This is a genomic window from Lysinibacillus sp. S1 (genome assembly GCF_044986265.1).
GTDB classification, from domain to species: Bacteria; Bacillota; Bacilli; order Bacillales_A; family Planococcaceae; genus Lysinibacillus; species Lysinibacillus capsici.
Genome location: NZ_CP173154.1, coordinates 2721150 through 2742385 on the forward strand (window position 1 = coordinate 2721150; position 21236 = coordinate 2742385).

7 protein-coding genes, 2 tRNA genes, 6 rRNA genes and 1 pseudogene are annotated in these 21236 nt (G+C 43.2%); all 16 read right to left on the reverse strand.

The genetic code is table 11. The features are described from left to right. Window positions 1-1464 carry an IMP dehydrogenase gene (guaB, locus tag ACHZEU_RS13510; RefSeq protein WP_004233999.1) on the reverse strand — a complete coding sequence of 488 codons (1464 nt, stop codon included), beginning with the start codon at window positions 1462-1464 and terminating at the stop codon, window positions 1-3. Between the two features lie 271 nt (window positions 1465-1735). Next, window positions 1736-1851, reverse strand: a 5S ribosomal RNA gene (rrf, locus tag ACHZEU_RS13515). Between the two features lie 70 nt (window positions 1852-1921). Then, window positions 1922-4849: ribosomal RNA gene (locus ACHZEU_RS13520) — 23S ribosomal RNA — on the reverse strand. Between the two features lie 181 nt (window positions 4850-5030). Beyond that, window positions 5031-6582, reverse strand: a 16S ribosomal RNA gene (locus ACHZEU_RS13525). Together the 16S, 23S and 5S rRNA genes form the textbook arrangement of a ribosomal RNA operon. Before the next feature lie 304 nt (window positions 6583-6886). After that, the gene (locus tag ACHZEU_RS13530) at window positions 6887-7780 is read right to left on the reverse strand and encodes a patatin-like phospholipase family protein (RefSeq protein WP_048395942.1); all 894 of its coding nucleotides are present in this window, start codon (window positions 7778-7780) and stop codon (window positions 6887-6889) included. A gap of 604 nt (window positions 7781-8384) precedes the next feature. Beyond that, a pseudogene (locus ACHZEU_RS13535) lies at window positions 8385-8509 on the reverse strand (IS200/IS605 family transposase); the annotation flags it as partial. Between the two features lie 121 nt (window positions 8510-8630). Further along, a 5S ribosomal RNA gene (gene rrf / locus ACHZEU_RS13540) occupies window positions 8631-8746 on the reverse strand. Between the two features lie 70 nt (window positions 8747-8816). After that, window positions 8817-11744 (reverse strand): 23S ribosomal RNA (locus ACHZEU_RS13545). A gap of 89 nt (window positions 11745-11833) precedes the next feature. Further along, window positions 11834-11909, reverse strand: a tRNA-Ala gene (locus ACHZEU_RS13550). Between the two features lie 12 nt (window positions 11910-11921). After that, a tRNA-Ile gene (locus tag ACHZEU_RS13555) sits at window positions 11922-11998 on the reverse strand. 94 nt (window positions 11999-12092) lie between these two features. Continuing rightward, window positions 12093-13644 (reverse strand): 16S ribosomal RNA (locus ACHZEU_RS13560). Between the two features lie 392 nt (window positions 13645-14036). Next, on the reverse strand, window positions 14037-15119 hold the full coding sequence (locus tag ACHZEU_RS13565; RefSeq protein WP_103117219.1) for an HD-GYP domain-containing protein: 1083 nt from the start codon (window positions 15117-15119) through the stop codon (window positions 14037-14039). 141 nt (window positions 15120-15260) lie between these two features. Beyond that, a complete protein-coding gene (gene gyrA / locus ACHZEU_RS13570; protein WP_048395196.1) occupies window positions 15261-17726 on the reverse strand; it encodes a DNA gyrase subunit A in 2466 nt (821 codons plus the stop codon). 25 nt (window positions 17727-17751) lie between these two features. Beyond that, the gene (gene gyrB / locus ACHZEU_RS13575) at window positions 17752-19686 is read right to left on the reverse strand and encodes a DNA topoisomerase (ATP-hydrolyzing) subunit B (protein WP_048395198.1); all 1935 of its coding nucleotides are present in this window, start codon (window positions 19684-19686) and stop codon (window positions 17752-17754) included. A gap of 93 nt (window positions 19687-19779) precedes the next feature. Next, window positions 19780-20895, reverse strand: a complete 1116-nt coding sequence (recF, locus tag ACHZEU_RS13580; RefSeq protein WP_048395200.1) for a DNA replication/repair protein RecF — start codon at window positions 20893-20895, stop codon at window positions 19780-19782. A gap of 3 nt (window positions 20896-20898) precedes the next feature. Further along, window positions 20899-21123, reverse strand: a complete 225-nt coding sequence (yaaA, locus tag ACHZEU_RS13585; RefSeq protein ID WP_004233303.1) for a S4 domain-containing protein YaaA — start codon at window positions 21121-21123, stop codon at window positions 20899-20901. Between the last annotated feature and the right edge of the window lie 113 nt (window positions 21124-21236).

Genomic DNA, 21236 nt, shown 5'->3' on the forward strand with positions numbered 1-21236 from the left:
TTACATGGAATAGTTTGGTGATTCTTTTGTAATCTGTACATCATGTGGATGTGATTCACGAAGACCAGCACCTGTCATTCTAACAAATTGTGCATTCTCGCGTAGATGCTCCAGATGTGGAGCTCCACAATAACCCATACCAGCGCGAATACCACCAATCAGTTGGTAGATTGTATCAGCTAATGGTCCTTTATAAGGAAGACGGCCTTCAATACCTTCAGGTACTAATTTTTTTGCATCCTCTTGGAAGTAACGATCTTTAGAACCTTTTTCCATTGCGCCAATAGAACCCATACCACGATAAACTTTAAAGCGACGGCCTTGGAAGATTTCTGTTTCTCCAGGAGATTCAGATGTACCTGCTAGAAGAGAACCAAGCATTACAACGTTGCCTCCAGCTGCTAGAGCTTTTACGATATCACCAGAGTATTTAATACCACCATCAGCAATTATTGTTTTACCTAGCTCACGAGCTACTGTAGCACAATCATATACTGCTGTAATTTGTGGTACACCTACACCTGCTACAACACGTGTAGTACAAATAGAACCAGGACCGATACCTACTTTAACAACATCTGCTCCTGCTTCAAATAATGCACGTGCGCCTTCTCCTGTAGCAACATTACCAGCGATGATTTCTAGCTCAGGGTAAGTCTCACGGATTGAGCGAATTGTTTGTAATACGCCTTCTGAATGACCATGGGCCGTATCGATTACAACAATGTCAACTTGTGCTTCAACAAGCTTCTCAATACGTACCATCGTATCTTTTGATACACCAACTGCCGCGCCTACTAGTAAACGGCCATGTGTATCTTTCGCAGCATTCGGGAATTCAATCACTTTCTCGATATCCTTAATTGTAATAAGTCCAGTTAATCTACCTTCTTCATCTACAATTGGAAGCTTTTCGATTTTATATTGTTGAAGAATTTTTTCAGCATCCTCTAAAGTCGTTCCCACTGGTGCTGTAATCAAGTCTTCTTTCGTCATTACATCTTCAATTTTTAAAGAGTAGTCAGAGATAAAACGTAAATCACGGTTTGTAATAATCCCTACTAGCTTTTGATTTTCCATACTATCAACAATAGGAACACCAGAGATTCGGTATTTACCCATTAGATGCTCAGCATCGAAAACTTGATGTGTCGGAGTTAAGAAGAATGGGTTTGTAATAACACCATTTTCAGAACGTTTTACTTTTTCTACTTGTTCAGCTTGCTCATCAATCCCCATGTTTTTATGGATAATACCGATACCGCCTTGACGTGCCATAGCAATCGCCATTTTAGACTCTGTAACTGTATCCATACCTGCGCTGACCATTGGGATGTTTAATTTAATCTTTGGTGTTAATTGAACAGATAAATCAACATCTTTCGGTAGTACTTCGGAATGAGCTGGTACTAATAATACATCATCAAAAGTTAAACCTTCTTTGGCAAATTTAGTCTCCCACATTTTCGTAACTTCCTCCTATAGTTAAAAGAATATTAATTGTAAGATTAACAACGTGGACTGCTACTGTCAAGGAACTTATAAAAGAAAGACAATTCAGATTTTTAACAAATAAAAATTAAGATAAACAATACAAATAATTAACTACATTTTCGAGGCATTTATTTGCATTTTTTAAATTCAGAAAACACTTTTGAACAATCTCTTTAGTAGAGTTAAAAGTTATCAAAAGAGAAAGTAAAAAAACAGCCAGCATACAGCTGACTGTTTTATTGCCTAGCGACGTCCTACTCTCACAGGGGGAAGCCCCCAACTACCATCGGCGCTAAAGAGCTTAACTTCCGTGTTCGGTATGGGAACGGGTGTGACCTCTTTGCCATCATCACTAGACTTTTTATTTAATTGAAAGATTTATTCTTTCAAAACTGGATAAACGGTGCATTGAATGTTTCAAACGTTTTTGGTTAAGTCCTCGATCGATTAGTATTCGTCAGCTCCATGTGTCACCACACTTCCACCTCGAACCTATCTACCTCATCGTCTTTGAGGGATCTTACTTACTTGCGTAATGGGAAATCTCATCTTGAGGGGGGCTTCATGCTTAGATGCTTTCAGCACTTATCCCGTCCACACATAGCTACCCAGCGATGCCTTTGGCAAGACAACTGGTACACCAGCGGTGTGTCCATCCCGGTCCTCTCGTACTAAGGACAGCTCCTCTCAAATTTCCTACGCCCACGACGGATAGGGACCGAACTGTCTCACGACGTTCTGAACCCAGCTCGCGTACCGCTTTAATGGGCGAACAGCCCAACCCTTGGGACCGACTACAGCCCCAGGATGCGATGAGCCGACATCGAGGTGCCAAACCTCCCCGTCGATGTGGACTCTTGGGGGAGATAAGCCTGTTATCCCCGGGGTAGCTTTTATCCGTTGAGCGATGGCCCTTCCATGCGGAACCACCGGATCACTAAGCCCGTCTTTCGACCCTGCTCGACTTGTAGGTCTCGCAGTCAAGCTCCCTTGTGCCTTTACACTCTACGAATGATTTCCAACCATTCTGAGGGAACCTTTGGGCGCCTCCGTTACCTTTTAGGAGGCGACCGCCCCAGTCAAACTGTCCGCCTGACACTGTCTCCTGCCCCGCTAAGGGGCATGGGTTAGAATTTCAATACAACCAGGGTAGTATCCCACCGACGCCTCCTTCGAAGCTGGCGCTCCGAGATCTCTGGCTCCTACCTATCCTGTACAAGTTGTACCAAAATTCAATATCAGGCTACAGTAAAGCTCCACGGGGTCTTTCCGTCCTGTCGCGGGTAACCTGCATCTTCACAGGTACTATAATTTCACCGAGTCTCTCGTTGAGACAGTGCCCAGATCGTTACGCCTTTCGTGCGGGTCGGAACTTACCCGACAAGGAATTTCGCTACCTTAGGACCGTTATAGTTACGGCCGCCGTTTACTGGGGCTTCAATTCGCAGCTTCGCTTGCGCTAACCACTCCTCTTAACCTTCCAGCACCGGGCAGGCGTCAGCCCCTATACGTCACCTTACGGTTTTGCAGAGACCTGTGTTTTTGCTAAACAGTCGCCTGGGCCTATTCACTGCGGCTCTCATGCGCTTGCACGCTCAAGAGCACCCCTTCTCCCGAAGTTACGGGGTCATTTTGCCGAGTTCCTTAACGAGAGTTCTCTCGCACACCTTAGGATTCTCTCCTCGACTACCTGTGTCGGTTTGCGGTACGGGCACCTCTCACCTCGATAGAGGCTTTTCTTGGCAGTGTGAAATCAGGAACTTCGTCCATACGGACTCGCCATCACAGCTCAACGTTACAGTGTGCGGATTTGCCTACACACACGCCTTACTRCTTGGACGAGTACTACTWAWGGTGCGCTTACGCTATCCTACTGCGTCCCCCCATTTCTCAAACGGTGAGGAGGTGGTACAGGAATATCAACCTGTTGTCCATCGCCTACGCCTATCGGCCTCGGCTTAGGTCCCGACTAACCCTGAGCGGACGAGCCTTCCTCAGGAAACCTTAGTCATACGGTGGACGGGATTCTCACCCGTCTTTCGCTACTCATACCGGCATTCTCACTTCTAAGCGCTCCACCAGTCCTTCCGATCTGACTTCAACGCACTTAGAACGCTCTCCTACCACTGACATCGTAGATGTCAATCCACAGCTTCGGTGAATCGTTTAGCCCCGATACATTTTCGGCGCAGCGTCACTCGACCAGTGAGCTATTACGCACTCTTTAAATGATGGCTGCTTCTAAGCCAACATCCTGGTTGTCTGTGCAACGCCACATCCTTTTCCACTTAACGATTACTTTGGGACCTTAGCTGGTGGTCTGGGCTGTTTCCCTTTTGACTACGGATCTTATCACTCGCAGTCTGACTCCCGTGTATAAATATCTGGCATTCGGAGTTTGTCTGAATTCGGTAAACCGGGATGGCCCCCTAGTCCAAACAGTGCTCTACCTCCAGTATTCTCATCACGAGGCTAGCCCTAAAGCTATTTCGGAGAGAACCAGCTATCTCCAAGTTCGATTGGAATTTCTCCGCTACCCACACCTCATCCCCGCACTTTTCAACGTGCGTGGGTTCGGGCCTCCAGTAAGTGTTACCTCACCTTCACCCTGGACATGGGTAGATCACCTGGTTTCGGGTCTACGACCACGTACTATTTCGCCCTATTCAGACTCGCTTTCGCTGCGGCTCCGCCTTCTAAAGCTTAACCTCGCACGTAATCGTAACTCGCCGGTTCATTCTACAAAAGGCACGCTATCACCCATTAACGGGCTCTAACTACTTGTAGGCACACGGTTTCAGGATCTCTTTCACTCCCCTTCCGGGGTGCTTTTCACCTTTCCCTCACGGTACTGGTTCACTATCGGTCACTAGGTAGTATTTAGCCTTGGGAGATGGTCCTCCCGGATTCCGACGGAATTTCACGTGTTCCGCCGTACTCAGGATCCACTCAGGAGAGAACGAACTTTCGACTACAGGGCTTTTACCTGCTCTGGCGGACCTTTCCAAGTCGCTTCATCTAACTCGCTCTTTTGTAACTCCGTATAGAGTGTCCTACAACCCCAAGAGGCAAGCCTCTTGGTTTGGGCTCTTCCCGTTTCGCTCGCCGCTACTCAGGGAATCGATTTTTCTTTCTCTTCCTCCAGGTACTTAGATGTTTCAGTTCCCTGGGTCTGCCTTCAAGACGCTATGTATTCACGTCAAGATACTACGCGATTAAACGTAGTGGGTTCCCCCATTCGGAAATCTCCGGATCAAAGCTCACTTACAGCTCCCCGAAGCATATCGGTGTTAGTGCCGTCCTTCTTCGGCTCCTAGTGCCAAGGCATTCGCCGTGCGCCCTTAATAACTTAACCAAGTTATTAAGCCTATAAAAAACTTAAAAAATAAATGTGTTTGTTACAATTTCAATGTCGTTTTATCCAGTTTTCAAAGAACAAGTTTTGAAGTGTTTCATTCAGATAGAATGAACCTTCAAAACTGAACGCAAAACGTAATCTTACAAACCCAAGGTTTGTATTCCGAAATAATCCTTAGAAAGGAGGTGATCCAGCCGCACCTTCCGATACGGCTACCTTGTTACGACTTCACCCCAATCATCTATCCCACCTTCGGCGGCTGGCTCCAAAAGGTTACCTCACCGACTTCGGGTGTTACAAACTCTCGTGGTGTGACGGGCGGTGTGTACAAGGCCCGGGAACGTATTCACCGCGGCATGCTGATCCGCGATTACTAGCGATTCCGGCTTCATGTAGGCGAGTTGCAGCCTACAATCCGAACTGAGAACGACTTTATCGGATTAGCTCCCTCTCGCGAGTTGGCAACCGTTTGTATCGTCCATTGTAGCACGTGTGTAGCCCAGGTCATAAGGGGCATGATGATTTGACGTCATCCCCACCTTCCTCCGGTTTGTCACCGGCAGTCACCTTAGAGTGCCCAACTAAATGATGGCAACTAAGATCAAGGGTTGCGCTCGTTGCGGGACTTAACCCAACATCTCACGACACGAGCTGACGACAACCATGCACCACCTGTCACCGTTGCCCCCGAAGGGGAAACTATATCTCTACAGTGGTCAACGGGATGTCAAGACCTGGTAAGGTTCTTCGCGTTGCTTCGAATTAAACCACATGCTCCACCGCTTGTGCGGGCCCCCGTCAATTCCTTTGAGTTTCAGTCTTGCGACCGTACTCCCCAGGCGGAGTGCTTAATGCGTTAGCTGCAGCACTAAGGGGCGGAAACCCCCTAACACTTAGCACTCATCGTTTACGGCGTGGACTACCAGGGTATCTAATCCTGTTTGCTCCCCACGCTTTCGCGCCTCAGCGTCAGTTACAGACCAGAAAGTCGCCTTCGCCACTGGTGTTCCTCCAAATCTCTACGCATTTCACCGCTACACTTGGAATTCCACTTTCCTCTTCTGCACTCAAGTCCCCCAGTTTCCAATGACCCTCCACGGTTGAGCCGTGGGCTTTCACATCAGACTTAAAGGACCGCCTGCGCGCGCTTTACGCCCAATAATTCCGGACAACGCTTGCCACCTACGTATTACCGCGGCTGCTGGCACGTAGTTAGCCGTGGCTTTCTAATAAGGTACCGTCAAGGTACAGCCAGTTACTACTGTACTTGTTCTTCCCTTACAACAGAGTTTTACGATCCGAAAACCTTCTTCACTCACGCGGCGTTGCTCCATCAGGCTTTCGCCCATTGTGGAAGATTCCCTACTGCTGCCTCCCGTAGGAGTCTGGGCCGTGTCTCAGTCCCAGTGTGGCCGATCACCCTCTCAGGTCGGCTACGCATCGTCGCCTTGGTGAGCCGTTACCTCACCAACTAGCTAATGCGCCGCGGGCCCATCCTATAGCGACAGCCGAAACCGTCTTTCCGTCTTTCACCATGAAGCAAAAGAGATTATTCGGTATTAGCCCCGGTTTCCCGGAGTTATCCCAAACTATAGGGTAGGTTGCCCACGTGTTACTCACCCGTCCGCCGCTAACGTCAAAGGAGCAAGCTCCTTTTCTGTTCGCTCGACTTGCATGTATTAGGCACGCCGCCAGCGTTCGTCCTGAGCCAGGATCAAACTCTCCATAAAAGAAATTTGATTAGCTCAAATTGTTTTGCTGGCATCATGTTTGATGTCCAAAATTGTGTTTCGTTCACTAGCAAAACTAGCTACTTAAAACTTTATTGATTACGTTTTGCTTGTTCAGTTTTCAAGGTTCATTTCGTTTACTCTTCTGAAAGAGTTAACTTTTATATAATAACATGTTTTATATTTAATGTCAAACAGTTATTTTATTTTATATTTTAGTAGCTGCATATCTCAACAGCAACTTTTATATAATAACACCCTATTTGTCATTGGTCAATAGTTTTATAATTATTTTTTTTAAAAATTATAACCTCAATCTTGGCCAATTTCGTAAAAATTGAATTGTACGGTTTCTTCCTATTTCTAATAGAGTTTCTTTTGTTTCTTCATTTAAATCAAATTGGGTTGCACTATAATCTTCTACAGGAATAAAAATAATGTCTCTTTCGTGTCGTCTTGATATATACCTTTCATCATGTGCATCTTTCATAGTTGAAAATAGTGCCTCAAATAAATTTAGACCATTCTTAATTTCTTGAGGACATTGTTCTTCTCTTCTTCTACTCAGTTTCAGACCTAAAATCGGACGTACTTTCCGACCTTCTTTATCATCGAATATCCATAGTGGAAAATTACTTAAAACACCACCATCCACTATAACCGATTCACCCTTCCCAGTCTTTAATGTAACTGGTTCAAAGAAAAAAGGTATACCGCAACTCATGCGTAACGCACAAGCTACTGAAAAATTCTTTGCTTCAATTTGATATTTATGCAAATCATCTGGTAAAACAATCATTCTACCATTCGTTAAATCTGAAGCTACTAATTTAAGAGAATCTTTAGGCAGATCACCAAAAGTATATACTCCTTTTGCAGCTAGCTTTTGGAAAAACCATTTTTCTAACGCCTTTCCTTTATAGAGACCTAAATGATTATAAACATTTACCCATTTCATAAAAGGAAAAGGGAAAATTGTTCTTCTTGGATCAAGTAATGAAGGAACATCTAACTCTTCTAGCATCATCTCTATCTCTTTTCCACTATAACCCGCAGCAATAAAGGCAGCTAAAATGGCACCTGCACTTGTACCAGCTACACGTTTAAATCGAAAATGTTCAGCTTCTAATACTTGATATGCCCCTACTAAGGCAAAGCCCTTCAAACCGCCACCAGAAAACACGCCATCAATCCACAAAATTTCCTCTCCTTTTTGATGTAATCTTTATAGTATAAGGATGAAGAATGACGAATAGAACTAAATTTTCTACTTTATTGACGATACTTATGTACATAGCAGCAAACTTTAACCAAGTGTCTAGCTAAAATTCGATTACAGTATCATATAAGAATATGCGGCGAAACATCGTTATTCTAAGAAATGTAAAAAGCTACTTAAATGCTAATGTAGTTTCAACAATAATTTTAGTTCCGGAAATTTTTAGTGTAGAACATATTTTTAACAACAAAAATAAAGGGCCTAAGCCCCCAACAATATTTAATTTAAATCACAGCCCTTATCTATATTAACTATGTCTTATAAGAACGTACTGATGGTGATTGATATTATTTAATTTTAAAAAAAGTTACAGAATGTTTAGCTATCCACAAATGCTGGGGTTTTCATAACTTCTAATTTTATTCTTTCACTGAAGGCTTGAAAATTTTAGCCGACTTAGTTAATAGCTTACTAACCCCTTCTATATCTTGCTAAGATTACAATGAATCAGAACCAAGTTAGACTGGTGGTTTGCTCTCGCGTGAAACGCTGGAGTACTGGTCCGTGTCAAAAGACACACTCAAAACTTCCTGTTTCCATATTTGTATTCAGGTTGGCATGCCGATCGAATATTAAGCTACTCTTCCCTTTCAAATAAACCACAAAAGATGAAACAATTATTTTTGCTCGAATACTCACCAACATACCTGATTGCTCGGCTGTTTTTTTCTTGTCCATAGCTAGAAGCTCTTTGGAACCCCTCGCATAGCAAGGTTTTTTTAAAATATACAATAAAAAAACAGTCAGCGCACAGCTGACTGTTTTATTTGCCTAGCGACGTCCTACTCTCACAGGGGGAAGCCCCCAACTACCATCGGCGCTAAAGAGCTTAACTTCCGTGTTCGGTATGGGAACGGGTGTGACCTCTTTGCCATCATCACTAGACTTTTTATTTAATTGAAAGATTTATTCTTTCAAAACTGGATAAACGGTGCATTGAATGTTTCAAACGTTTTTGGTTAAGTCCTCGATCGATTAGTATTCGTCAGCTCCATGTGTCACCACACTTCCACCTCGAACCTATCTACCTCATCGTCTTTGAGGGATCTTACTTACTTGCGTAATGGGAAATCTCATCTTGAGGGGGGCTTCATGCTTAGATGCTTTCAGCACTTATCCCGTCCACACATAGCTACCCAGCGATGCCTTTGGCAAGACAACTGGTACACCAGCGGTGTGTCCATCCCGGTCCTCTCGTACTAAGGACAGCTCCTCTCAAATTTCCTACGCCCACGACGGATAGGGACCGAACTGTCTCACGACGTTCTGAACCCAGCTCGCGTACCGCTTTAATGGGCGAACAGCCCAACCCTTGGGACCGACTACAGCCCCAGGATGCGATGAGCCGACATCGAGGTGCCAAACCTCCCCGTCGATGTGGACTCTTGGGGGAGATAAGCCTGTTATCCCCGGGGTAGCTTTTATCCGTTGAGCGATGGCCCTTCCATGCGGAACCACCGGATCACTAAGCCCGTCTTTCGACCCTGCTCGACTTGTAGGTCTCGCAGTCAAGCTCCCTTGTGCCTTTACACTCTACGAATGATTTCCAACCATTCTGAGGGAACCTTTGGGCGCCTCCGTTACCTTTTAGGAGGCGACCGCCCCAGTCAAACTGTCCGCCTGACACTGTCTCCTGCCCCGCTAAGGGGCATGGGTTAGAATTTCAATACAACCAGGGTAGTATCCCACCGACGCCTCCTTCGAAGCTGGCGCTCCGAGATCTCTGGCTCCTACCTATCCTGTACAAGTTGTACCAAAATTCAATATCAGGCTACAGTAAAGCTCCACGGGGTCTTTCCGTCCTGTCGCGGGTAACCTGCATCTTCACAGGTACTATAATTTCACCGAGTCTCTCGTTGAGACAGTGCCCAGATCGTTACGCCTTTCGTGCGGGTCGGAACTTACCCGACAAGGAATTTCGCTACCTTAGGACCGTTATAGTTACGGCCGCCGTTTACTGGGGCTTCAATTCGCAGCTTCGCTTGCGCTAACCACTCCTCTTAACCTTCCAGCACCGGGCAGGCGTCAGCCCCTATACGTCACCTTACGGTTTTGCAGAGACCTGTGTTTTTGCTAAACAGTCGCCTGGGCCTATTCACTGCGGCTCTCATGCGCTTGCACGCTCAAGAGCACCCCTTCTCCCGAAGTTACGGGGTCATTTTGCCGAGTTCCTTAACGAGAGTTCTCTCGCACACCTTAGGATTCTCTCCTCGACTACCTGTGTCGGTTTGCGGTACGGGCACCTCTCACCTCGATAGAGGCTTTTCTTGGCAGTGTGAAATCAGGAACTTCGTCCATACGGACTCGCCATCACAGCTCAACGTTACAGTGTGCGGATTTGCCTACACACACGCCTTACTACTCGTTTTCMGTCTTTCGAMTCRGNAGTTACCCTATCCTACTGSGTCCCCCCATTTCTCAAACGGTGAGGAGGTGGTACAGGAATATCAACCTGTTGTCCATCGCCTACGCCTATCGGCCTCGGCTTAGGTCCCGACTAACCCTGAGCGGACGAGCCTTCCTCAGGAAACCTTAGTCATACGGTGGACGGGATTCTCACCCGTCTTTCGCTACTCATACCGGCATTCTCACTTCTAAGCGCTCCACCAGTCCTTCCGATCTGATTTCAACGCACTTAGAACGCTCTCCTACCACTGACATCGTAGATGTCAATCCACAGCTTCGGTGAATCGTTTAGCCCCGATACATTTTCGGCGCAGCGTCACTCGACCAGTGAGCTATTACGCACTCTTTAAATGATGGCTGCTTCTAAGCCAACATCCTGGTTGTCTGTGCAACGCCACATCCTTTTCCACTTAACGATTACTTTGGGACCTTAGCTGGTGGTCTGGGCTGTTTCCCTTTTGACTACGGATCTTATCACTCGCAGTCTGACTCCCGTGTATAAATATCTGGCATTCGGAGTTTGTCTGAATTCGGTAAACCGGGATGGCCCCCTAGTCCAAACAGTGCTCTACCTCCAGTATTCTCATCACGAGGCTAGCCCTAAAGCTATTTCGGAGAGAACCAGCTATCTCCAAGTTCGATTGGAATTTCTCCGCTACCCACACCTCATCCCCGCACTTTTCAACGTGCGTGGGTTCGGGCCTCCAGTAAGTGTTACCTCACCTTCACCCTGGACATGGGTAGATCACCTGGTTTCGGGTCTACGACCACGTACTAATTCGCCCTATTCAGACTCGCTTTCGCTGCGGCTCCGCCTTCTAAAGCTTAACCTTGCACGTAATCGTAACTCGCCGGTTCATTCTACAAAAGGCACGCTATCACCCATTAACGGGCTCTAACTACTTGTAGGCACACGGTTTCAGGATCTCTTTCACTCCCCTTCCGGGGTGCTTTTCACCTTTCCCTCACGGTACTGGTTCACTATCGGTCACTAGGTAGTATTTAGCCTTGGGAGATGGTCCTCCCGGATTCCGACGGAATTTCACGTGTTCCGCCGTACTCAGGWTCCACTCAGTAGGKCATGAATTTTCGATTACTGGGCTTTTATCTTCTCTGCMGGACCKTTCCACGTCGCTTCATCTAASTCGCTCTTTTGTAAATGCGTAKTGMGTGTCCTACAACCCCAAGAGGCAAGCCTCTTGGTTTGGGCTCTTCCCGTTTCGCTCGCCGCTACTCAGGGAATCGATTTTTCTTTCTCTTCCTCCAGGTACTTAGATGTTTCAGTTCCCTGGGTCTGCCTTCAAGACGCTATGTATTCACGTCAAGATACTACGCGATTAAACGTAGTGGGTTCCCCCATTCGGAAATCTCCGGATCAAAGCTCACTTACAGCTCCCCGAAGCATATCGGTGTTAGTGCCGTCCTTCTTCGGCTCCTAGTGCCAAGGCATTCGCCGTGCGCCCTTAATAACTTAACCAAGTTATTAAGCCTATAAAAAACTTAAAAAATAAATGTGTTTGTTACAATTTCAATGTCGTTTTATCCAGTTTTCAAAGAACAAAAAAATGGTGGAGCCTAGCGGGATCGAACCGCTGACCTCCTGCGTGCAAGGCAGGCGCTCTCCCAGCTGAGCTAAGGCCCCAAGAGGTATATATGGTGGGCCTAAATGGACTCGAACCATCGACCTCACGCTTATCAGGCGTGCGCTCTAACCAGCTGAGCTATAGGCCCTCTTGGAAGTTTTATTAAATTTCATAAACCTTCAAAACTGAACGCAAAACGTAATCTTACAATCCTAAGGTTTGTATTCCGAAATAATCCTTAGAAAGGAGGTGATCCAGCCGCACCTTCCGATACGGCTACCTTGTTACGACTTCACCCCAATCATCTATCCCACCTTCGGCGGCTGGCTCCAAAAGGTTACCTCACCGACTTCGGGTGTTACAAACTCTCGTGGTGTGACGGGCGGTGTGTACAAGGCCCGGGAACGTATTCACCGCGGCATGCTGATCCGCGATTACTAGCGATTCCGGCTTCATGTAGGCGAGTTGCAGCCTACAATCCGAACTGAGAACGACTTTATCGGATTAGCTCCCTCTCGCGAGTTGGCAACCGTTTGTATCGTCCATTGTAGCACGTGTGTAGCCCAGGTCATAAGGGGCATGATGATTTGACGTCATCCCCACCTTCCTCCGGTTTGTCACCGGCAGTCACCTTAGAGTGCCCAACTAAATGATGGCAACTAAGATCAAGGGTTGCGCTCGTTGCGGGACTTAACCCAACATCTCACGACACGAGCTGACGACAACCATGCACCACCTGTCACCGTTGCCCCCGAAGGGGAAACTATATCTCTACAGTGGTCAACGGGATGTCAAGACCTGGTAAGGTTCTTCGCGTTGCTTCGAATTAAACCACATGCTCCACCGCTTGTGCGGGCCCCCGTCAATTCCTTTGAGTTTCAGTCTTGCGACCGTACTCCCCAGGCGGAGTGCTTAATGCGTTAGCTGCAGCACTAAGGGGCGGAAACCCCCTAACACTTAGCACTCATCGTTTACGGCGTGGACTACCAGGGTATCTAATCCTGTTTGCTCCCCACGCTTTCGCGCCTCAGCGTCAGTTACAGACCAGAAAGTCGCCTTCGCCACTGGTGTTCCTCCAAATCTCTACGCATTTCACCGCTACACTTGGAATTCCACTTTCCTCTTCTGCACTCAAGTCCCCCAGTTTCCAATGACCCTCCACGGTTGAGCCGTGGGCTTTCACATCAGACTTAAAGGACCGCCTGCGCGCGCTTTACGCCCAATAATTCCGGACAACGCTTGCCACCTACGTATTACCGCGGCTGCTGGCACGTAGTTAGCCGTGGCTTTCTAATAAGGTACCGTCAAGGTACAGCCAGTTACTACTGTACTTGTTCTTCCCTTACAACAGAGTTTTACGATCCGAAAACCTTCTTCACTCACGCGGCGTTGCTCCATCAGGCTTTCGCCCATTGTGGAAGATTCCCTACTGCTGCCTCCCGTAGGAGTCTGGGCCGTGTCTCAGTCCCAGTGTGGCCGATCACCCTCTCAGGTCGGCTACGCATCGTCGCCTTGGTGAGCCGTTACCTCACCAACTAGCTAATGCGCCGCGGGCCCATCCTATAGCCACAGCCGMCACCCTCTCTCAGYCTCTCACTATTCAGTAAAAGAGATTATTCGGTATTAGCCCCGGTTTCCCGGAGTTATCCCAAACTATARGGTAGGTTGCCCACGTGTTACTCACCCGTCCGCCGCTAACGTCAAAGGAGCAAGCTCCTTTTCTGTTCGCTCGACTTGCATGTATTAGGCACGCCGCCAGCGTTCGTCCTGAGCCAGGATCAAACTCTCCATAAAAGAAATTTGATTAGCTCAAATTGTTTTGCTGGCATCATGTTTGATGTCCAAAATTATTGTTTCGTTCACTAGCAAAAGCTAGCTACTTAAAACTTTATTGATTACGTTTTGCTTGTTCAGTTTTCAAGGTTCATTTTGTTTATTTCGTTGTCACCTCTTGGCGACTCATTTATAATATCAAGATTCCAAAACAAAGTCAACAGTTTCTCCAAAAATATTTTAATACAATATATAAATGTTTCAAAAAACAATTATGGTTAAAATGCTCACTATTTAATTGATTACTATTATTGCGAAGTGTTTGTTAAGAAAAAATTATATTAGCACTTGCGTAGAGTACATCTCTTACCTAATAAAAAAGGCAAACCACATAATATAGTTTGCCCGTCTATCTATAAATTAGTTATGATACGTGAAATATAAAAACTGCGATTTTTCCCTAAATCAAAAATTTCCCCTGAATGAATTAATTTAATAAGTGGTCGTGTTGGGGCAAATTTATTTACAAACATTACTTCCCCACGTTCTAAATTAGAAAGCTCTACAATTGTACCTATCGGAAGATCTGCAACAATATCAATTAATGCACGTACTACTTTAATATCAAATTTACCAAACTCAGATTCATTAATCATTTCAATTACTTTAAATGAAGATTGTTTCGTTCTATATACTCGTTCACATGTCATAGCATGAAAAACATCTGCAACAGCAATGATTTGTGCAAATATAGAAATATTGGCGATCTTTTCGTTCCTCGGATATCCACTACCATTTAAACGTTCATGATGTTGGAAGATCGCTTCTTTCATCGTTTCTTTTAAAATGGTCAAATCTTTCACCATATTATGGCTATAAATCGGGTGTTTATATATCTCATCATATTCTTGCTCTGTTAATGGTGTCTTCTTATCCCTGATACGAGGATGTACTTTAGCCATACCACAATCAGCCAATAAACCACCGATGGCTACTTGAATAGTGGTTCCTCTATCATAACCAAGTTTTTGAGCAATAACTGAGGCAATCAGACCAGTTGCTACACAATGATGATACAGGTAGTCTTTTGGATTTGAATACTCATTTAAATCAAAAATAATAGTACGATCTTCTAGTACCATCTCTACTAAAGGTAAAATAATTGTTCTGGCCTTTGCAATATCTACCTTGGCGCCCGCTTCCCAGTTTTTAAATTCTTTTTTAAACTGTTCAACAGAATGATTATAGATTTTCCTAAAAGTCGGAAGTTCTTCTATTATAACTTCGACATCACTTTCATTCTTTTCTACACGCATATCATTTTCACTTTTATAAACGGGGACGGTGAAAATATTAAATGCATGAAAAACTTGCAAGTGTACATAAGAAATCATTGTATCTTTGAAAATAATCGGATACTGTGTATTAGCAAATATATCTTCAGAAATTACCTTGCCAACACCTAGCTCTGAAATTGGAACATGTATAGTTTCCACAGAATGAACACCTCTCCACTATTTCTTGCTTCAAAATAAGGTATTATCATTTTATCATGGAATTCAAAATAATTACTTATTTTTCATTATTTACGTAAAAAAACCGATGACGACATTCAATAATGTCGTCATCGGATTATATTATTCTTCGACTTCCTCTTCGTCTTCAAAAGACTCTTCTGCTTTTTCCACTTTAGCGACAGTTGCAACCAATTCGTCATCTCCTAGTCGAATTAAACGTACACCTTGCGTACTGCGCCCAATTAATGAAATATCATTTACATCCATACGGATAAGCATACCATTAATAGTTATAAGCATTAAATCCTCAGAACCATCGACGGTTTTTACAGCCACCATTGGACCATTCTTATCTGTAATCTGAATAGTTTTCAGTCCTACTCCACCACGACTTTGTAAACGATAGTCCTCTTCAGAAGTACGTTTACCGTAACCTTTTTCAGTTACTACTAATATTTCTTGCCCTGGTTCAACAATCTCCATGCCAACTACTTCATCACCATCACGTAGCTTAATGCCTCGAACACCACCAGCTGTACGGCCCATAGATCGAATGTCGTCTTCTTGGAAACGAACGAGCATACCATCGCGAGTACCAATAATCACTTGTTTCTCTCCATCTGTAAGACGTACCGAAATAAGATCGTCGTCTTCTCTCAAGCTGATTGCGATTAAACCATTTGTTCGGATGTTAGCAAATTGTGATACAGGGGTACGTTTTGTAATACCTGTTTTTGTGGTAAAGATAAAGTAAGCATCTTCATCAAACGACGCAACACGAATCATAGCTGTTACTTTTTCGCCTTTTTCTATATTAAGCAAGTTTACGATTGGTAACCCTTTAGCAGTACGACCGAACTCAGGAATTTCATATCCTTTTGCTCTAAATACTTTACCTTTAGACGTGAAGAATAAAATTGTATCGTGGGTAGAAGTATTCATTAGATGCTCTACAAAGTCGTCTTCATTTGTACCCATTCCTTGTACACCACGACCACCACGCTTTTGACTACGATATGTATTCGCAGCTAAACGCTTGATATAGCCATTATGTGTTAAAGTAACAACTGAGTTTTCAACAGGAATTAAATCCTCATCCTCAATCATTTCAATTCCACCTGATGTAATCTCAGTACGGCGTGTATCATTAAAACGTTCTTTCAACTCTAAGATTTCAGTACGAATAATATCTACAATTTTCTCTTCATCTGCTAAGATTGCCTTTAATTCAGCTATAAGAACTTGAAGCTCTTGATATTCTGCTTCAATTTTTTCACGTTCTAAGCCACTTAATCGAACGAGGCGCATATCTAAAATAGCTTGAGCCTGACGCTCCGATAAGTTAAAGCGTTCCATTAATTGAGGTTTTGCTTCTTCACCACTACGTGAACCACGTATAATAGCGATTATTTCATCAATATGATCGAGTGCGATTCGTAAGCCCTCTAAAATGTGAGCGCGGTCTTCAGCTTTTCGAAGATCAAACTCTGTACGACGACGAATAATTACTTTTTGGTGTTCTAAATAATGGTATAGCATTTCTTTTAAGCCTAATACTTTAGGCTGACCGTTTACTAAAGATAGCATATTGATACCGAAGCTAGATTGCATAGCTGTTTGTTTATATAAATTATTTAGTACAACATTAGCATTTGCATCTTTACGAACTTCAATCACTACACGCATACCACGACGGTCTGATTCATCACGTAAATTTGTGATTCCATCTATTTTTTTATCACGTACAAGCTCTGCAATTTTTTCAATAAGCTTAGCCTTATTCACTTGGTAAGGCAATTCATGAATAAGAATAGTTTCCTTACCATTTGCCTTTTGCTCAATTTCCACTTTCGCACGGATGATAATGGAACCTCGACCAGTTTCATAGGCTCTACGAATACCACTACGTCCTAAAATTAATCCACCAGTAGGAAAATCAGGGCCAGGAATGATTTCCATCAGCTCTTCAGTCGTAATGGCTGGATTTTCAGAAAGTGCTATAACAGCATCAATTGTTTCGCCCAATTGATGTGGTGGAATATTTGTTGCCATACCTACAGCAATCCCTGCAGCACCGTTTACTAAAAGATTTGGATAGCGACTTGGTAAAACTATTGGTTCTTTTTCTGATCCATCATAGTTATCTGTATAGTCAATTGTATCTTTATTAATATCACGGAGCATTTCCATTGCTATTTTAGACATACGTGATTCTGTATAACGCATGGCTGCTGCGCCATCACCATCAACAGAACCGAAGTTTCCGTGACCATCAACAAGCATGTAGCGATAGCTAAAATCTTGTGCCATACGTACCATTGCATCATAGATGGAAGAGTCACCATGTGGATGGTACTTACCCATTACATCCCCAACGATACGTGCTGACTTTTTGTAGGCTTTATCTGCTGTATTACCTAATTCCTGCATCCCATATAAAATACGACGATGAACTGGTTTTAATCCATCACGTACATCAGGTAATGCACGTGATACAATTACACTCATTGCATAATCAAGAAAGGATGTTTCAATTTCTTCTGTTATATTAACTCCTTTAACACCGGAGCGTTCTTGTTCTGACAAAGTGTAGACCTCCTCTCAAGAAAAATTAGATATCTAAATTAGCGTATACGGCATTTTCCTCGATAAATTGACGACGAGGTTCAACTTCATCGCCCATTAAACGTTCAAATGCTTGGTTTGCTTTAATTGCATCATCTAATTCTACTTGTAATAATGTGCGGTACTCAGGATCCATTGTTGTTTCCCAAAGCTGCTCAGCGTTCATTTCTCCAAGACCTTTATAACGCTGCACATTTGGCTTTGGCATTTTTGGTAGCCGTTCTAAAATTTCTTTTAATGTCTCTTCATCATAGCAATACTCAATATGTTTACCTTGTTTCACTTGATAAAGTGGTGGCTGTGCAATATAAATATAGCCTGCTTCTATAAGTGGTCGAAGGAAACGGAAGAAGAATGTTAAAAGTAATGTACGAATATGTGCCCCATCGACATCGGCATCTGTCATGATAATGATTTTATGATAACGAGCTTTCTCTAAATTAAACTCCTCACCAATACCTGTGCCGAATGCTGTTATCATCGCACGGATTTCCGCATTAGATAAGATTTTATCTAAACGAGCTTTCTCAACGTTAAGGATTTTACCACGTAAAGGTAAAATTGCTTGGAAGTGTCGATCACGTCCAGATTTAGCCGAACCGCCGGCAGAATCACCCTCAACAATATAAATTTCACAATCAGCTGGGTTAGTAGAAGAACAGTCAGCTAATTTACCCGGTAAGCTAGATACTTCGAGGGCATTTTTACGACGAGTAAACTCACGTGCTTTTTTCGCAGCTACACGAGCACGGGCTGCCATTAATCCTTTTTCCACAATCTTTCGTGCAACCGTTGGATTTTCTAACATAAAACGCTCAAAGCCATCTGAGAACAAAGAATTGGTAATTTGACTTACTTCTGAATTCCCTAACTTTGTTTTTGTTTGTCCTTCAAATTGCGGATCTGGGTGTTTCACAGAAACTATAGCTGTTAACCCTTCTCGTACATCCTCACCTGTAAGATTAGCGTCAGATTCTTTTAGTAATCCACTTTTTCGTGCATAGTCATTAATAACGCGTGTAAGGGCTGTTTTAAACCCTGACTCATGTGTACCGCCCTCATACGTATTAATGTTATTAGCAAATGAAAAAATATTAGAAGAGAATCCAGCATTATATTGCATAGCAATTTCTACTGTGATGCCATCCTTCTCCCCAAGAACATCAATTGGATCATGGATTGGCTCTTTGGATTGATTTAAATGCTCAACATAAGAGCGAATACCACCTTCATAGTGGTATGTTGTTGAGCGAATCTCTTCTTCTCGTTCATCAGCAATCGTAATCTTAATACCACGATTTAAATAAGCCAATTCTCTAATACGATGAGCTAAAATATCATATTCATAAACAGTAGTTTCTTTAAATATTTCTGGGTCAGCTTTAAAACGCGTTGTTGTACCATTATGATCTGTGTCACCGATAACCATTAACTCTTGAACTGTTTTTCCACGTTCAAATTTTATTTCATGGATATGACCTTCACGATGTACTTGAACAATTGTTTCCACAGAAAGTGCATTTACTACTGATGCTCCAACTCCATGAAGACCACCAGAAACTTTATAGCCTCCACCGCCAAATTTACCACCAGCATGTAAAACAGTCATAATAACTTCAACAGCAGGCTTACCCATTTTTTCTTGAATACTAACTGGAATACCACGACCGTTATCTTCTACACGAATCCAGTTTTCTTTTTCAATTGTTACTTTGATATCTGTACAAAATCCTGCAAGTGCTTCATCGATACTATTATCAACAATTTCCCATACTAAATGGTGAAGCCCTTTAGAGCTAGTTGAACCGATATACATCCCTGGTCTTTTACGTACTGCTTCTAAACCTTCTAATACCTGTATCTGATCGGCCTCATAAGCTTGGTTTTGTAAACCTTCGTTCTCTATAGCCACGGCTTTCATCTACTCCTTCATAACATCATTGTGTGTAAATGAATGAACAGTCAACCGAGCTGACTATTACCATTCTTTTTGTAATCTAAAAAACTACCCTGGCTAACTTCTTTCAATCGCACCTTGTTTCACGTGGAACAGTTGAGCCTGTTCCATCGTTTCATGATGAATTCCTTCCACACTTGTGGTTGTAACAAAGGTTTGGACTTCACCCTGAATGGTATTTAATAAATGCGATTGGCGATAATCATCGAGTTCCGATAAAACATCATCTAAAAGTAGTATGGGTGTTTCATTTGTTTCTTGTTTAATTAATTCAATTTCAGCAAGCTTTAAAGACAATGCAGTAGTACGCTGCTGTCCTTGTGAACCATAAGTTTGAACATCATAGCCATTCACTAAAAATTGTAAATCATCTCGGTGTGGACCAACTAATGTCACGCCTCTATCAAATTCACGTTCTCTCGCTTCAATTAATTTTTGATGTAAAGTATTTTCAATTTCACTAGTAGAGTGTTCTTTTTCAATACCAGCTACCGTACGATATTTTATAACCAGTGTTTCCTTACCTTGCGATATACCTGCGTGTATGGGTTCCGCCCACTCTTGCAATAAATCCATAAATTGAAATCTTTTACGAATAATTTGGGTAGCAGCGTGAATATATTGTTCATTGTAGACCTCATACATCACATCATTTGGCATGGACTTGCCTTGGTTCATTTTTAAAAAATGGTTACGTTGTTTTAAAACTTTTTGAAAGGTTAATAAATCATGTAAATAGACAGGCGAAATTTGCCCAATCTCCATATCAATAAAACGCCGACGTATTTGCGGACTTCCCTTAACAACGTTCAAATCCTCTGGCGCAAACATAACGACATTCATTTGACCAATATAATGACTAAGGCGACTTTGCTCTATATGATTTATCTTGCCCTTTTTACCTTTCTTTGTAATCGTAAGTTCGATCGGTAAAATACCATGCCTTTTTTTAACGGCCCCTTCTATTTTACCATAGTCTGAATCCCAACGTATCAATTCTTTATCGTTCGTTGTTCGATGGGACTTAGCCATTGCTAAAACATAGATGGACTCCATAACATTTGTTTTTCCTTGTGCATTTTCACCAATGAAAACATTAATTTTTGGAGAGAAGTTTAAAGCTAAGGCATCATAGTTACGGTAATTTGTAAGTTTTATTTGCTCAATATACATAATTTATTGTCCAGTTGGTCCTATAATTTGAAAACGACCACATCCAGGAATATTTACAATATCTCCGTTACGTAATTTACGACCTCGACGATCGTCTACTTCTCCGTTTACATATACAGCATGTTCTTGTAAAAACCACTTGGCCATACCACCTGAACTAATGGCATCAGTAATTTTTAAAAGTTGCCCTAACGTGATGAACTCCTCATCAATTTTAATGTCCTGCATAGTGTGTTCCCCTCCGAATACAGACTGTCTATCTCTCTATCATACCTAAAATTACGCCATAAGTAAAAAAAGATAGTCACAATGAGCGACTATCTTAACAGATCTTATATTCT